The 14650-nt window shown below is 72.2% G+C and carries 11 protein-coding genes and 3 pseudogenes; 8 read left to right on the top strand and 6 right to left on the bottom strand.

Annotation, left to right across the window (positions count from 1 at the left end):
- The first annotated feature begins 269 nt into the window (after window positions 1-269).
- From lysS to BJF81_RS03690, 3 genes are all read left to right on the top strand, one after another.
- The gene (gene lysS / locus BJF81_RS03700; RefSeq protein ID WP_083663971.1) at window positions 270-1721 is read left to right on the top strand and encodes a lysine--tRNA ligase; all 1452 of its coding nucleotides are present in this window, start codon (window positions 270-272) and stop codon (window positions 1719-1721) included.
- Window positions 1721-1918, top strand: coding sequence for a hypothetical protein (locus BJF81_RS03695; RefSeq protein WP_075957202.1), 198 nt, complete (start codon window positions 1721-1723; stop codon window positions 1916-1918). Before lysS ends, BJF81_RS03695 begins: the two co-directional genes overlap by 1 nt.
- A gap of 126 nt (window positions 1919-2044) precedes the next feature.
- Window positions 2045-2386, top strand: a complete 342-nt coding sequence (locus BJF81_RS03690; RefSeq protein WP_075957201.1) for a histone-like nucleoid-structuring protein Lsr2 — start codon at window positions 2045-2047, stop codon at window positions 2384-2386.
- Between the two features lie 96 nt (window positions 2387-2482).
- Here the strand turns inward: BJF81_RS03690 and BJF81_RS03685 are convergent, their stop codons facing one another.
- From BJF81_RS03685 to BJF81_RS03675, 3 genes and pseudogenes are all read right to left on the bottom strand, one after another.
- Window positions 2483-2956, bottom strand: a complete 474-nt coding sequence (locus tag BJF81_RS03685) for a cupin domain-containing protein (protein ID WP_075957200.1) — start codon at window positions 2954-2956, stop codon at window positions 2483-2485.
- A gap of 94 nt (window positions 2957-3050) precedes the next feature.
- Window positions 3051-3899 (bottom strand): non-homologous end-joining DNA ligase, encoded by an 849-nt coding sequence (gene ligD / locus BJF81_RS03680; RefSeq protein WP_075957199.1) that lies wholly within the window; start codon window positions 3897-3899, stop codon window positions 3051-3053.
- A gap of 139 nt (window positions 3900-4038) precedes the next feature.
- A pseudogene (locus BJF81_RS03675) lies at window positions 4039-4872 on the bottom strand (ATP-dependent DNA ligase); the annotation flags it as partial.
- Between the two features lie 26 nt (window positions 4873-4898).
- Here BJF81_RS03675 and ku point away from each other — a divergent pair.
- The 4 genes and pseudogenes from ku to BJF81_RS19000 form a co-directional block, all read left to right on the top strand.
- Entirely contained in the window at window positions 4899-6068 is a 1170-nt protein-coding gene (gene ku, locus BJF81_RS03670) for a non-homologous end joining protein Ku (protein ID WP_237769994.1), read from the top strand.
- Complete coding sequence (locus BJF81_RS03665) at window positions 6019-6576, top strand: hypothetical protein (protein ID WP_237769993.1); 558 nt, start codon at window positions 6019-6021, stop codon at window positions 6574-6576. Before ku ends, BJF81_RS03665 begins: the two co-directional genes overlap by 50 nt.
- Before the next feature lie 176 nt (window positions 6577-6752).
- Window positions 6753-9313 (top strand): annotated as a pseudogene (locus BJF81_RS03660) (ATP-dependent Clp protease ATP-binding subunit).
- A gap of 127 nt (window positions 9314-9440) precedes the next feature.
- Window positions 9441-10277 (top strand): annotated as a pseudogene (locus BJF81_RS19000) (lipid II:glycine glycyltransferase FemX); the annotation flags it as partial.
- 223 nt (window positions 10278-10500) lie between these two features.
- On the opposite strand, the gene BJF81_RS18995 reads toward BJF81_RS19000, so the two are convergent.
- The gene (locus tag BJF81_RS18995; protein WP_075957196.1) at window positions 10501-11547 is read right to left on the bottom strand and encodes a lipid II:glycine glycyltransferase FemX; all 1047 of its coding nucleotides are present in this window, start codon (window positions 11545-11547) and stop codon (window positions 10501-10503) included.
- A 35-nt stretch (window positions 11548-11582) separates the two neighbouring features.
- Window positions 11583-12626 carry a lipid II:glycine glycyltransferase FemX gene (locus BJF81_RS03645; RefSeq protein WP_075957195.1) on the bottom strand — a complete coding sequence of 348 codons (1044 nt, stop codon included), beginning with the start codon at window positions 12624-12626 and terminating at the stop codon, window positions 11583-11585.
- 80 nt (window positions 12627-12706) lie between these two features.
- On the opposite strand from BJF81_RS03645, the gene BJF81_RS03640 reads away from it, so the two are divergent.
- Window positions 12707-13819, top strand: a complete 1113-nt coding sequence (locus BJF81_RS03640; protein ID WP_075957194.1) for a lipid II:glycine glycyltransferase FemX — start codon at window positions 12707-12709, stop codon at window positions 13817-13819.
- Here the strand turns inward: BJF81_RS03640 and BJF81_RS03635 are convergent.
- Window positions 13792-14631: an A/G-specific adenine glycosylase gene (locus tag BJF81_RS03635; RefSeq protein ID WP_342447065.1), complete on the bottom strand. Its 840-nt coding sequence runs from the start codon at window positions 14629-14631 to the stop codon at window positions 13792-13794. The genes BJF81_RS03640 and BJF81_RS03635 overlap by 28 nt on opposite strands.
- Window positions 14632-14650: the final 19 nt, after the last annotated feature.

Below are 14650 nucleotides of genomic sequence, written 5' to 3'. Positions count from 1 at the left end.
CCGGATCCGCTACCAAGCGGGCACTCGTGACTATGTCGCCCGTCGCACCACCGAGGGCAAGACCACCCGAGACATCAAACGCTGCCTCAAGCGCTACGTGGCCCGAGACCTCTACCGACTCCTCGAGCACAGGCCCGCCCAGGCAACGCTTGACAGACCATAGGAGCGTCCGGACCGCCCGCGCCGGCGGATACCCTGTCGGGGTGAGCGAGCCGCCCCAGCACAAGGCCCTGGAGTCCGAGGTCCCGGACGTCGACGTCCCCGAGCAGATGCAGATCCGCCGGGAGAAGCGGGCCGCCATGCTCGAGGCGGGGGTGGACCCCTATCCCGTGTCCGTCCCGGTGACCCACTCCCTCGCCGAGGTGCGGGCGCGCTGGGACCACCTGGCCGCCGGCGAGGAGACCAACGACCCGGTGGGCGTGTCCGGCCGCGTCGTCCACGTTCGCAACACGGGCAAGCTGTGCTTCGCCACCCTGCAGGCCGGGGACGGCACCCGCCTCCAGGCCATGCTCTCCCTCGCCGAGGTCGGCCAGGAGGCGCTCGACCGGTGGAAGCACTGGGTCGACCTGGGCGACCACGTCTTCGTCCACGGCCGGGTCGTCTCCTCCCGGCGCGGTGAGCTGTCGGTGATGGCGGACGAGTGGCAGATGGCGTCCAAGGCGTTGCGACCCCTCCCGGTGCTGCACAAGGAGCTCTCCGAGGAGCAGCGCGTCCGTCAGCGCTACGTCGACCTCGTCGTGCGCGAGGAGGCCCGCCAGATGGTGCTGGCCCGGGCCGCCGTGACCCGCGCCGTGCGCCGGGTGCTCGAGGACGAGGGGTACGTCGAGGTCGAGACGCCGGTGCTGCAGGCGGTGCACGGGGGGGCCGCGGCCCGGCCGTTCCGCACCCACCTGAACGCCTTCGACATGCCGATGACGCTGCGGATCGCGCTGGAGCTCTACCTCAAGAAGGCCGTGGTCGGCGGGGTGGAAAAGGTCTACGAGATGGGGCGGATCTTCCGCAACGAGGGAATCGACTCCACGCACAGCCCGGAATTCACCATGCTCGAGGTCTACGAGGCCCACGGCGACCAGTACTCCATGGCCGAGCTCATGAAACGCATGATCCTGGCCGCCGCCGACGCCGTAGGGAAACGTCGCATCGCCACGCCGATGGGGATGGTCGACCTGGACGGGGAATGGCGATGGCTGTCGTTCTACGAAGGCCTTTCGGCCGCGGTCGGGCAAAAGGTCGACGTGCGCACCTCCCGCGAGGAGATGGTGGCCCTGGCAGGACGGCACGACATTCCGGTCCGACCCGAGCACAACGCCGGCCGCATCGCGATGGAGATCTTCGGCGACCTGGTCGAGCCGACCCTGCTGCAGCCCACCTTCGTGCACGACTATCCCGAGATCGCCCAGCCGTTGGCTCGGCAGCACCGGACCCACGACGGGCTGGTGGAGGCGTGGGACCTCATCATCGCCGGGGTGGAGCGCGGCACCGCCTTCACCGAGCTGATCGACCCGGAGATCCAGCGCCGCCGGCTGACGGAGCAGTCCCTGCTGGCCGCCGGCGGCGACCTGGAGGCCATGCAGCTGGACGAGGACTTCCTCCGCGCGCTGGAGTACGCCGCGCCGCCGATGGGCGGGCTGGGCATGGGCCTGGACAGGCTGCTCATGCTGCTGGCCGGGGCGGGGATCCGCGAGACCATCCTCTTTCCGTTCCTCAAGCCGGAGGCGTGATGACCTCTTTCCTGCTCGACAGCTGGATGGTCCTGGCCGCGCTCATTCCCTCGGCCGGGCTGCTGTTCCTGTTCTGGGTCATTCTCAAGCACCTCGTCGAGGGCGACCGTCGGGAACGGGCGGCGCTGCGTCGGTGGGAGGCCGAGCAGGACGCAAAGGAGGCCGGGACGTCGGCACGTTCCGTCTCCGAAGACTGACCCGTCCGTACATTCCTGGCCGACAAATCCACAGGGCTTTCCGGTGGAGGCAATTGTTCGCTACAGTTGACACGTGCCGCCAAATCCCTGTCCGGCACGTCCACGACATTCCCCCAGGAGACGCCTATGGTTCAGCGTGTGCAGGTCATTCTCGAGGACGACATCTCCGGCGGCGAAGCCACCGAGACGGTGGAGTTCGCCCTCGACGGGGTGACCTACGAGATCGACCTCAACGACGAGAACGCCGCGCAGCTGCGGGACGACCTCGCCCGCTGGATCGGCGAGGCCCGCCGTGCCGGTGGCCGCCGCCAGACCCGTCGCCGCGGCTCGGGCTCGGGTTCCGGCTCCTCGGCCAAGGCCGACGAGCTGGCCAAGATGCGTGAGTGGGGTCGGGAGAACGGCTTCAAGGTCAGCTCCCGCGGTCGGGTCTCCCAGGAGCTGCAGGACGCCTACGCCGCTGCGCACTGACCCGCGGCGTCTGGCCGCCCCGGAAGTGAACCTTGGGCCGCCGACGTGCCGAAGCCCGGCCGTGCACCTGCACGGCCGGGCTTCGTCGTCGGATCCTCAGGCGGTCTCGTCGGACTCGCCCGAGCCCGGCTGCTCCGTCCAGGAGGGCGGCTCGTCCTTGCCGGACTCCTCGTCCTGCTCGGCGTCGTCGGCCGTCGCCTGGACGATGCCGTGGGCGTGGTGGACGGGGGCGTAGACGGCGTACAGCTTCATCGGCTCGTCCCCGGTGTTGACGACGTCGTGCCACGTGCCCGCGGGCACCTGGATCGACCAGTCGTCCTCGACGTCCTGCTGGAAGTCCAGGTCGTCCTTCGCCGGACCCATGACGCACCGCCCCCGGCCCGCCTCCAGCCGCAGGAACTGGTCGGTCTCGGGGTGCACCTCCAGCCCCACGGAACCCCCGACGGGGATGGACATGAGCGTGACCTGGAGATACTTGCCCGTCCACGCGACCCGGCGGTAGTCGTCGTTACCCGTCGTGGCCTCCTCGATGTCGAACACGTTGGGCTGGGGGCCGTTGTCGCTGACCATGGCACGTCCTTTCGGCAGAGATGGTGTGCGGTTCCCAACCTACTCCCGGGTGTCCGACCCTCGACGGCGGGTCGGGCCGCTGCCGGCCGGCGGCTCAGACCTCGTCGAGGGTGCGCTGCACCAGCTCGGTCGTCCCGGCGTCGGCCGCCTCCACCTCGTCCCACGACCGGGGCAGGGCCACCTGCGGCCGCTCCCGCCCGCGCAGCGACCAGGGGCAGATCGTCGTCTTGGCGGCGTTGTTCTGGCTCCAGTCGAGGAACACCTTGCCGGGCCGCTCGGCCCGGGCCATCCGGGCGGTGACCAGGTCGGGATGGTCCTCGGCGAGGTGCTCGGCCAGCGACCTCGCCACGGCGCTGACCTCGTCGGCCCCCCGGGCACCCTCCAGCGGCGCGTAGAGCTGCATACCCTTGGAACCGCTGGTGACCGCCGAGGTGGACAGGCCGACCGCGTCCAGCCGCGCCCGCACGAGCACGGCGACCCGGGCGCACTCGCGCAGCCCCGCCCCCGGCCCCGGGTCGAGGTCGACCACCATCCTGTCCGGGGGCCGGGGCGTGCCCTCCTCGTCCACCCGCCACTGCGGCACGTGCAGCTCCAGGCTGCCCAGGTTGACCAGGTAGACCAGCGCGGCCACGTCGGGCACGAGCGGGAAGGTGACGGTGTCCCGGCCCCGGGAGGACCCCGGGGTGGGCACCGTCACGCGAGGCAGCCAGTCGGGGGCCCCGGGAGGAAGGTTCTTCTCGAAGAAGTGGTCCGCGGCCACGCCCTCCGGCCAGCGGATCCGGGTGACCGGCCGGTCGGCCAGCTCGGGCAGGATCTGGTCGGCGTGGGCCACGTAGTAGCTCAGCACCTCGCCCTTGGTCGTCCCGGTCGCCGGGTAGAGCACCTTCTCCAGGTTGCTCACCCGCAGGGTCCGCCCGCCGACGCGCACGCTCTGGCTGCTCACGGTGCCACCTCCAGGAGGTCCTCCGGGGCGAGGTCGGGCCGGACCCCCTGGAAGGACGGCTGGCGCAGCGTCCCAGCCCCGGGGTGATGCCCAGGGAGGCCACGTCGACGACCACCTGCGGCTCCAGCCAGGTCGACCCGGCCGCCTCGGGACGCGGGATGTCGGTCGTGAAGGGGAACGGCGCGACCGGCACCTGCCGGAGCACCGCCTGCAGCCGGTCCCCGGCCCGCCCGGCGAGGCCGCTGCCCACGCGGCCCAGGTAGGTCAGCCGCAGCCGTCCCCGGTCGTCCCGGGCGGCCGCCCCGGAGCCGTCGTCCACCGGCAGCCCCACGTGCAGGGCGCCCAGCCGGTCGGCGGTGCCGGTCTGCACCCGCCAGCCGCCGACGACCACGCTCCGGCGGTCGCGGTGGGGGAACTTGAGCCAGTCGGGCGACCGCCGGCCCGGCTGGTAGGGAGCCGACCGACGCTTGCTCACCACGCCCTCGAGGCCCTGCTCACCGGTGGCGGCGAGCAGCTGACGACCGTCGTCGAAGACCGGGGGGACCTGCACCCCGGGCACGTCGTGGAGCAGGTCCTCCAGCGCCGACCGGCGTGCCGTCCACGGCAGCCCGGTGAGGTCCAGCCCGTCCAGACGGAGGAGGTCGAACGCGAGGTAGGTGACCGGTCGGGTGCGGGCGAGCTGGGCCGCGGCGGTGGCCGACGTCGTGTGCACCCGGTCGACCACGTGGCTGAACGAGGGGCGCCCCCCGATCATCGTCACGGCCTCGCCGTCGAGGAGCAGGTCCTCGCCCACCGCGGCCAGGGCCTGCAGCTCGGGCAGGGCCACCGCGATGTCGCGCCCGCTGCGGGTCAGCAGCCGGAGGCGTCCGCCGTGGACGTCGGCCAGCACCCTGATGCCGTCCCACTTGATCTCGTGGGCCCAGGAGGCCCCGGCCGGAGGTCCGGTGCGCGGGTCTCCAGGGGTGGCGAGCATGGGGCGCATGGGTCCATCCTTGACCAATGCGAGCGATCTGGAAGGGAGCGGTGTCGTTCGGGCTGGTCAACGTGCCGGTCCGGCTGTACTCGGCGACCGAGAACCACGACCTGTCGTTCCACCAGGTGCGCGCCAGCGACGGCAGCCGCATCCGCTACAAGCGGGTGGCGCAGGCCGACGGGGAGGAGGTGCCCTACAAGGAGATCGCCAAGGCCTACGAGACCGAGGACGGCCGGACGGTGGTGCTCACCGACGACGACCTGGCCTCGCTGCCCAACCGGTCCAGCAAGGAGATCACCGTCGAGCGGTTCGTGCCGATCGCCCAGATCGACCCGATCCTGTACGACCGCGCCTACTACATCGAGCCGGACGCCATGGGGGCCAAGGCGTACGGTCTCCTGCGGGAGGCGCTGCGCGAGTCCGAGCGGGTGGCGGTCGTCACGGTGTCCGTGCGCAGCCGGATGACCATGGCCGTGCTCCGGGTGCTGGACGACGCGATCGTGCTGCAGACGCTGCTGTGGCCCGACGAGATCAGGGACGCCTCCCGGCTCGACCACCTCGACGAGGTCAGCGACCCCAAGGACAACGAGATCGCCATGGCCCGGATGCTCGTGGAGTCGATGGCCGGCGACTTCGAGCCCGAGGGGCACGTCGACGACTACAAGGAGGCCGTCGAGGCCCTCGTGCAGAGCAAGATCGAGGGCGGGGAGGTCACCGAGCCGCCCGAGGCCGAGGAGGACGGGGAGTCCGGAGAGGTCGTGGACCTGCTGGCCGCCCTGCAGCGCTCCGTCGAGCGCGCCCGGGCCGGCCGCGGGGAGTCCGCCGAGACGGCGGGTCGGCCGACGACGGGGGCGAGGCCGAGGAGGCGGCGGACCGGCCCGCGAAGAAGACGGCCCCCCGGAAGGCGGCCTCGAAGAAGGCGGCGGCGAAGAAGACGGCCCCCAAGAAGACGGCCCCCAGGAAGGCGGCGGCCAGGAAGACGGGCGACAAGAGCACCTCCACCCGCAAGAAGGCCGGTTGAGCCGCTTATCATCTGCGGCCATGCGCATGCTGTCCACGGTCCCGTCCCGTCGCGGCGCCGCCCTGGTGGCCGGTCTCGCCGTCGCCCTGTCGGCCTGCACCTCGGAGGAGCCCGAAGCGCCCCCCGTGGCGGCCGAGGACTCCGCCCGGACCAGCGACGACGGGCTGGAGGGTGAGCCGGGGACGGGCACCGGCTGGCTGTGCGAGTACGTCTCGCCGGCCACCCTGCGTGCGGCGGTGGGGGCCGAGGCGCAGTCTCCCCGCCAGCTGGTGACCGAGGACGACGAGGACAGCTGGGTCTGCGAGGTGCTCGTCGGCGGCCCCGGCGAGCAGGAGCCGGCCGTGCGGTTGGCGATCCAGCTCGGGGAGGAGGCCCGCGACCTCGCCCGGGAGCGCGCGGAGGCGGCCGCCCAGGTGCGCGGCGGCCCCGAGCACCTGGGCGTCTCCTTCGTCTCCCCGGGCCTGATCACCGCCCTGACCCTGTGCACCGCCCCCGACGCGCAGGACCGGGGTGAGCGGATCCCCTACACGCTCGTGGCCGAGTCGCTGGGCGAGACCGGCGAGGAGGCGACCGCCGGGCTGCGCCAGGCCCTGACCGAGGCCGCCAAGCGGCTCGACGCGGCCGTCGGGTGCAGCCCGAGCCAGGCCCTCTCGGACGAGGCGGCGGCCACGACCGGACCCTGAGCCGGCACCGCCCGGACGGGCCGGCGTTATGCCGGGGGCGAACAGACCACCGTCGTGGAACACCGAGGGTGGACGAGGACGTTGAGGTTCTCAGACGCCACGTAGAGTGGACGTACGCCCGCGCGGGTGGGCTCCGGCCGCCGACCGCGTGACGAGACGCTAGTCGAGGAGTGACGATGTTCGAACGGTTCACCGACCGGGCCCGGCGGGTCGTGGTGCTCGCCCAGGAAGAGGCGCGGCTGCTCAACCACAACTACATCGGGACCGAGCACCTGCTGCTCGGCCTGATCCACGAGGGGGAGGGCGTCGCCGCCAAGGCGCTGGAGTCCCTGGGCATCTCGCTGGACGCGGTCCGCGAGCAGGTCCAGGAGATCATCGGCCAGGGGCAGCAGTCCCCGACCGGGCACATCCCCTTCACCCCCAGGGCCAAGAAGGTCCTGGAGCTGTCCCTGCGCGAGGGGCTGCAGCTGGGCCACAACTACATCGGGACCGAGCACCTGCTGCTCGGCCTGATCCGCGAGGGCGAGGGCGTGGCCGCCCAGGTCCTCGTCAAGCTCGGCGCCGACCTCAACAAGGTCCGCCAGCAGGTCATCCAGCTGCTGTCCGGCTACCAGGGCAAGGAAACCGCCAGCGCCGGCGTCGGACCCAGCGGCGGGGCCGAGGGCCAGCAGGCCGGGTCCCTCGTGCTGGACCAGTTCGGCCGCAACCTGACCCAGGCCGCCCGGGAGGGCAAGCTCGACCCCGTCATCGGGCGCGAGAAGGAGATCGAGCGGGTCATGCAGGTGCTGTCCCGCCGCACCAAGAACAACCCCGTCCTCATCGGTGAGCCCGGCGTCGGCAAGACGGCCGTGGTGGAGGGCCTGGCCCAGGGGATCGTGCGCGGGGACGTGCCGGAGACCCTCAAGGACAAGCAGCTCTACACCCTCGACCTGGGGGCCCTGGTGGCCGGTAGCCGCTACCGCGGCGACTTCGAGGAGCGCCTCAAGAAGGTGCTCAAGGAGATCCGCACCCGCGGCGACATCATCCTGTTCATCGACGAGATCCACACCCTCGTCGGGGCCGGGGCGGCCGAGGGCGCGATCGACGCCGCCAGCATCCTCAAGCCGATGCTGGCCCGCGGCGAGCTGCAGACGATCGGGGCGACCACCCTCGACGAGTACCGCAAGCACATCGAGAAGGACGCGGCCCTGGAGCGCCGGTTCCAGCCGATCCAGGTCAACGAGCCGACGCTGTCGCACGCCATCGAGATCCTCAAGGGGCTGCGCGACCGCTACGAGGCCCACCACCGGGTGTCCATCACCGACGCCGCCCTCGTGGCGGCCGCCGGGATGGCGGACCGCTACATCAACGACCGCTTCCTGCCGGACAAGGCGATCGACCTCATCGACGAGGCGGGCGCGCGGCTGCGCATCCGCCGGATGACCGCACCGCCGGACCTGCGCGAGTTCGACGAGAAGATCTCCACGCCAAGCGGGAGAAGGAGTCGGCGATCGACGCCCAGGACTTCGAGAAGGCGGCCCGGCTGCGGGACGAGGAGCACAAGCTCACCCAGGCCCGTGCCGAGCGCGAGAAGGAGTGGAAGAACGGGGACATGGACGTCGTGTCCGAGGTCGACGAGGAGCTGATCGCCGAGGTCCTCGCCGCCGCCACCGGCATCCCGGTGTTCAAGCTCACCGAGGAGGAGTCTCAGCGGCTGCTCCACATGGAGGACGAGCTGCACAAGCGGATCGTGGGCATGGACGACGCGATCACCGCCCTGTCGCAGGCGATCCGCCGCACCCGCGCCGGGCTGAAGGACCCCCGCCGTCCCGGTGGCTCGTTCATCTTCGCCGGCCCCACCGGCGTCGGCAAGACCGAGCTGGCCAAGGCGCTGGCCGAGTTCCTCTTCGGTGACGAGGACGCCCTCATCACCCTCGACATGTCGGAGTACTCCGAGAAGCACACCGTCTCGCGGATGTTCGGCTCGCCCCCCCGGCTACGTCGGCTACGAGGAGGGCGGCCAGCTCACCGAGAAGGTGCGGCGCAAGCCGTTCTCGGTCGTCCTCTTCGACGAGGTCGAGAAGGCCCACCCGGACATCTTCAACAGCCTGCTGCAGATCCTCGAGGACGGTCGCCTGACCGACTCGCAGGGCCGGGTCGTGGACTTCAAGAACACGGTCATCATCATGACGACCAACCTGGGCACCCGGGACATCGCCAAGGGGATCTCCCTGGGCTTCTCCGCCGGACCGGACACCCAGAGCAGCTACGACCGGATGAAGAACAAGGTCATCGACGAGCTCAAGCAGCACTTCCGTCCCGAGTTCCTCAACCGCGTGGACGACACGATCGTCTTCCCGCAGCTGTCGCAGGACGAGATCGTCCAGATCGTCGACCTGATGATCGCCAAGCTGGACGTGCGGCTCAAGGACAAGGACATGGCGATCGAGCTCACGCAGGCGGCCAAGGAGCTGCTCGCCAAGAAGGGCTACGACCCCGTCCTGGCGCCCGGCCGCTGCGCCGCGCGATCCAGCGGGAGATCGAGGACCAGCTCTCCGAGAAGATCCTCTTCGGCCAGATCGGCGCCGGGCAGATCGTGGTCGTCGACGTCGAGGACACCGGCGGGCAGGACAAGACCCGCGACAAGGTGTTCACCTTCACCGGGCAGCCCAAGCCGGCCGAGGTGCCGGACACCCTGCCGGTGGAGACCGCCCCCTCCGGCGGTGGTGGCGAGGAGCAGGGCGAGCACGCCGGCTGAGCCGAGCTGCCGGAACACCCACGGTCGAGGACGGGGCGCGCATCCCAGCGGGGGGCGCGCCCCGTCCCCCGTGACCACCCCGTCCAGGGTGTCGGCCCCGTCGGGGCCGACGGCTAGGGTTGGCGCCATGACGTTGCGCCACGCCACCGCCCAGGAGACCGCGGACTGGGACGAGCTGGTCCGGGCCAGCCCCGGTGGGATGGACCTCATGCAGCTGCCGCCCTACGCGACGATCAAGGCGGGAGCGTGGGCGCGGCACCACCTGATGGTGCACGAGCACCCCGGCCGGCCGGCCGTCCCGGCGCTCTACCTCGTCAAGAAGGTGCCCCCGTTCGGGGAGCTGTGGTACGCACCCATGGGGCCGCGGGTGACCGAGCCCGAGCACGTGCGGGCCGTGTGCGAGGACCTGCGCACCGTCGGAGCCTTCGCGGTCATCCTCGAGCCCCCCGTCCCGGCCGACGGGCCGCGGGCCCGGTCCGAGCTGGTGGCCGACGTCCCGGGCCTGGAGGAGTTCCTCGACCTCCAGCAGGGCCACCACACCGTGCTGCTGGACCTGCGCCCCACCGAGGAGGAGCTGCTCGCCTCCTTCCGGCAACGGGCGCGTCGGTCCATCCGGAAGTCGGCCGACGCGGTCATCGAGCACCGCACCGACGACGAGGCCATCGAGGCCTTCTGGCAGCTCTACGCCCCGACGGTCGAACGCGCGGGCTTCCCCCTGCGCCCCAAGGACTACTACGTCACGGCCTGGCGGCTCTACCGCGACCTCGGTCAGGGGCACGTCGTGCTGGCCCGCTCGTCCGCCGACGTGGCCGACCCCGAGGCCGCCGCCTTCATCTGGAAGCACGGCCACCTGGGCTACTACCGCGACGGCGGTTCGGTGCGCACCCCGTCGGCCAACGGTCTGCAGTACCGCGTGCAGTGGGAGTCCATCCGGTGGTGCAAGGAGCACGGGGCCACCACCTACGACCTCTACGGCGCGCGCCCAGCTGGCAGGCCGACGACCCCGACCACCCCTTGCACGGCTGGTGCAGTTCAAGACGGCCTTCGGCCCGATCACCGACACGGTCGGCACCACGCGGCTGGTCGTGGACCGCCGCCGCACCGCCGCGTGGGACCGCCTCGGCCGGCGGGTGTACGCCCGGCTCACCCGGGCCCGCAACCCGCTGTTCTACTGAGGGCCCGGTCGGTCAGAAGAAGGTCGCGCCGCTCCGGCCGCGCGCGAGGACCTTGGCCAGCACCCGGTGGCCGAACCGGTTCCACATCTGGTAGCGACGGGGACGCAACGGCAGGTCCAGGGCTCCCACCCAGTCGGTGACCTCCTTGTTGAACCCGCGCTTGAAGACCCCGATGCCGTGGAACGGGTCCTCGGGGTCGGCCACCCTGCTCGAGTGAGGAGTGCCGCACAGGTCGTAGACGCGCGCACCCCGGCCCTGCGCCCAGACCATGGCCTCGTACTGCAGCAGCTGGCTGGCACCGCGGACGGGACGGTCCCGCACGCTCGCACCGTCCTTGTAGCAGGCGACGTCGCCGACCACCGTGACGAACGCGCCGGCCACGTCCTGCCCCTCGAAGCGGGTGAAGAACAGCTGACCCAGGCCCGACTCGCAGAAGGTGCGCCACAGCCCGACCTGGTAGTCGCGGTCGCGGGTGAACACCCCCCGGTCCTCGACGACCTCGGTCCACAGGCGCCACATCCGGTCGTAGCTGTCCTCCGTGGCCTCGGCCTGCTCGACCTCGATGCCGTCCCGGTGGGCGCGGCGCACCTGGTTGCGCACCTTGCCCGGCAGCCTGGAGAGGAGCTCCTCGGGGGTGCCGGAGACGTCGACGAGCACGGTGGAGGCGTTGGTCTGCACCCGTCCTGCCCGCACCAGGCCCATCGACCCCAGGGCCGCCAGGTTCTCGGGGTTCTCCAGCAGCTCGGGCTCGACCTTGAGGAGGAAGGCACCGGCGTCCCGGGCCAGGTCGGCCAGCTGGGCCAGGAGGGGCTCCAGCTGCGCAGGTTCGGCCACCGAGGGTCCCTTGGGGACGTACCACACCGACCCCAGACCCGGCGCCTGCCGCGTGTGCACGGTCACGGCGACCCCGTCGACGACCAGGTAGCGGGGGCTCCACCCTGCGCGGGCCTTGACCTGCGCGAACTCGAACGTCTGGAACATCGAGGGGCGACCCGGGGCCCGGACCACCTGGGCGTTCCACTCGGCGGCGTTCGGTGGCCGGCTCTCGATCAGACCCATGCGGTCATCCTACGGACCCCCCGGGCCCGTGCCCGTCACCAGAACGCGTCGCCGCGTTCCCGCCGCTGCAGGCGCGTCACGACGCGCTGCCCGACCCGCTGCCACACCGCATACCTGCGGGGGCGCAGCACCAGGTCCCAGGCGCCCACCCAGTCGGTGACCTCCTTGGTGAAGCCCCGCTTGAAGACCCCGAGGCCGTAGCGCAGGTCGGACCGGTCGTCCAGGCGGGAGGAGTGCGGCACCCCCACGAGGTCGTAGGTGCGGGCCCCCTGCTCGATCGCCCAGCGCATCCCCTCGTACTGCAGGAGCTGGCTGGCGCCCGGCACCGGGCGGTCCCGCAGGCTGGCGCCCTCCTTGTAGGCGGCCGAGCGGCCGAGGGTGGCCACCAGGGCCCAGGCCAGCGGCTCCTCCTCCAGGCGCGCCACGAACACCTGGGCCAGGCCGCTGTCGACCATGATCCGCCAGCTCTCCACGAAGTAGTCGTGGCCGCGGACGCCCAGGCCCTGGTCCTCCACGACCGCCGACCACAGCCGCCACATCAGCTCGTAGGTCTCCGGCGTGCCGGGGGCCCGCTCGACCTGCACCCCTTCACGCCCGGCCCGGCGCACCATGTTGCGGGTCTTGGCCGGGTAGGCGGCGAGCAGCTCGTCGGCCGTCCCCGGCAGGGGGAAGACGACCGTGGAGGAATGGGGCTGGACGGGGTCGGTCCGCACCAGACCCATCGCGGTCAGCTCCGCCACGGTCCGGTCCTCCTCGCGGATCTCGGGCTCCAGGCGGACGAAGAGCACCCCTGCGGAGCGGGCGGCCGCACGAAGGTCCTCGACCAGGGGGCGCAGGGCGGCGGTGTCGGCGACGCAGGGTCCCTTCGGCAGGTACCAGACCTTGCCGAAGCCCGGGGCCCACTTCTCGTGGATGGTCATGGCCACCCCGTGCGACTCGCCGTAGAGCGGGCGCCAGCGCGCCATGCGCTTGACCTCGCCGAGCTCGTGGCTCTGGTAGATGTTGCCGCCGTTCGGAGCGGCCGCGATCCGGGCGTTCCAGCGTGCGGCCGGGGGGGAGGTCTCGAACGTCAGAGCCATGCGGGCCAGCCTATGCGAGGCCCGGGGCGCCGGCGCCGGGCGCGGGAGGACGCCGTCCAGGGGCGGGTACGGTAGTCCGCGTGCCTGTCCTGGACCTCACCGACCCCGCCGCCGTCGACCGCTACTCGGCGTTCGTCCGTGCCCACCCGCACCGCGCCGTCACCCAGGACCTGCGGTGGGGGGCGGTCAAGAGCGAGTGGGGCCAGGAGGCGGTGTACGTCGAGGAGGACGGTCGCATCCTCGCCGCCATGACCCTGCTCGTCCGCCGGCTGCCGGGCGGGTTCTCGGTGCTCTACGCACCCCGGGGGCCGCTGGTGGACTGGAACGACAAGGACCTGGTGCTGCGCGTCCTGGCCGAGGCGCAGCCGCTGGTGAGGAAGCACCGCGCCGTGCTCACCCGTTTCGACCCGGAGGTGCGCTTCGACGAGGACCTCGACCGGTGGCTGCGGTCCCAGCCGGGCTGGGTCGTCAAGAACGTCGGTGCCGGCAAGGACGACGTCATCCAGCCGCGCTACACCATGGTGGTCCGGCTGCAGGACGAGTCCGGCCGGCAGCTCTCCGAGGACGAGCTGATGGCCAAGTACAACAGCACGGCCCGCCGGATGGTGCGCAACGCCCGCAAGAAGGGGGTCGTGGTCGACCAGGGGGGCAGCGACGAGGACCTGCGCGTCTTCCACGAGATCTACACCTACATGGGACGGCGCAACGAGATCACCACCCGGGAGCTGGGCTACTTCCACCGCATCCGTGACGCCTTCCCGGACCGCACGACCGTGGCCCGCGCCCGCCACGAGGGCGACGACCTGGCCGCGGCCGTGACGGTCGACTACTACGGCAAGCTCTACTACCTCTACGCCGGGTCCAACGACACCAGGCGTGAGCTGCGGCCGAACCACCTGATGAACCATGAGCTGATGATGTGGGGCATCGGGCGCGGGGCCGAGTCCTACGACCTGGGGGGCGTCTTCGAGCTGGACGAGTCCGACGGGCTGTACTTCTTCAAGCGCTCGCTGGCCAAGGGCGACGGCGTCACCGAGCTGATCGGTGAGATCGACGTGGTCCACAACAAGGCCGTCCACGCGGCGCTGACCCGAGCCTACCCCCTGGTGCAACGGGCCCGTCGGGCGCTCTCCGCCGGGGTCTCCCGGGCCCGGAAGCGGGTGTCTCAGCGGGGCGAGCCGGGCAGGGCGTAGCGCCCGTCCGCCAGCGGCTCCGCGAGACCGTCGGCCACCAGGCCGTCGAGGCACCGCTCCCGCTGGATCTCCTCGGGCCACACGGCCCGGAGCCGCCCGCCGTCCACCGCGCCCTCGGCCTCCCGCAGCACCTGCAGGAGCCGGCCGCGGCACTGCCGGTCCGTCCCCTCCCAGGCCTGCCCCCGCCGGGGCGGGCCGTCGTCGGGCGGGGACCCGACGGACACCCAGGCGCAGCGCCGGACCAGGGGACAGCTGCCGCACCGGGGCGCCCGCGCGGTGCAGACCAAGGCCCCGAGCTCCATGACGGCCACGCTCCACGTCGCGGCGGTGGGGGCGTCGGCAGGCAGGAGCCGCCCGGCCAGCGCGGTCTCGGCGGCGGTCAGCGCCGGCGCCGGCAGCGCCCGGCCCCCGACGGCGCGTGCGTGCACCCGGCGGACATTGGTGTCGACCACGACGGTGCGCCGCCCGAACGCGAAGGCGGCCACCGCGGCCGCCGTGTAGGCGCCGACACCGGGCAGGGAGCGGAGCTCCTCCTCCCCGTCCGGCACCCGGCCCCCGTGCCGCTCCACGACCGCGCCGGCCGCGGCGTGCAGCCGGAGTGCCCGGCGGGGGTAGCCCAGCCGGTCCCAGGCCCGGACCGCCTCCCCGGCCGGAGCGCCGGCCAGCGCGGCGGGCGTGGGCCAGCGCTCCATCCAGCGGTGCCACACCGGTTCGACGCGGGCCACCGGGGTCTGCTGGAGCATCACCTCCGAGACGAGCACGCCCCAGGGGCTGCAGCCGCGGCGGCGCCAGGGGAGGTCCCGGCGGTGCACGGCATACCAGTCCAGCACC

Origin of the sequence: Ornithinimicrobium sp. CNJ-824 (assembly GCF_001942405.1) — a bacterium.
In the GTDB taxonomy this organism is placed as follows: Bacteria; Actinomycetota; Actinomycetes; order Actinomycetales; family Dermatophilaceae; genus Ornithinicoccus; species Ornithinicoccus kibberensis.
This window is presented reverse-complemented; position numbering and strand designations above follow the sequence as displayed.

Bases quoted from the DNA above. Each gene is read 5' to 3' on its own strand.
- lysS (WP_083663971.1), top strand. From the start codon at position 270: ATGCAGATCCGCCGGGAGAAGCGGGCCGCCATGCTCGAGGCGGGGGTG.
- BJF81_RS03695 (WP_075957202.1), top strand. From the start codon at position 1,721: ATGACCTCTTTCCTGCTCGACAGCTGGATGGTCCTGGCCGCGCTCATT.
- BJF81_RS03690 (WP_075957201.1), top strand. From the start codon at position 2,045: ATGGTTCAGCGTGTGCAGGTCATTCTCGAGGACGACATCTCCGGCGGC.
- BJF81_RS03685 (WP_075957200.1), bottom strand. From the start codon at position 2,956: ATGGTCAGCGACAACGGCCCCCAGCCCAACGTGTTCGACATCGAGGAG.
- ku (WP_237769994.1), top strand. From the start codon at position 4,899: ATGCGAGCGATCTGGAAGGGAGCGGTGTCGTTCGGGCTGGTCAACGTG.
- BJF81_RS18995 (WP_075957196.1), bottom strand. From the start codon at position 11,547: ATGGGTCTGATCGAGAGCCGGCCACCGAACGCCGCCGAGTGGAACGCC.
- BJF81_RS03645 (WP_075957195.1), bottom strand. From the start codon at position 12,626: ATGGCTCTGACGTTCGAGACCTCCCCCCCGGCCGCACGCTGGAACGCC.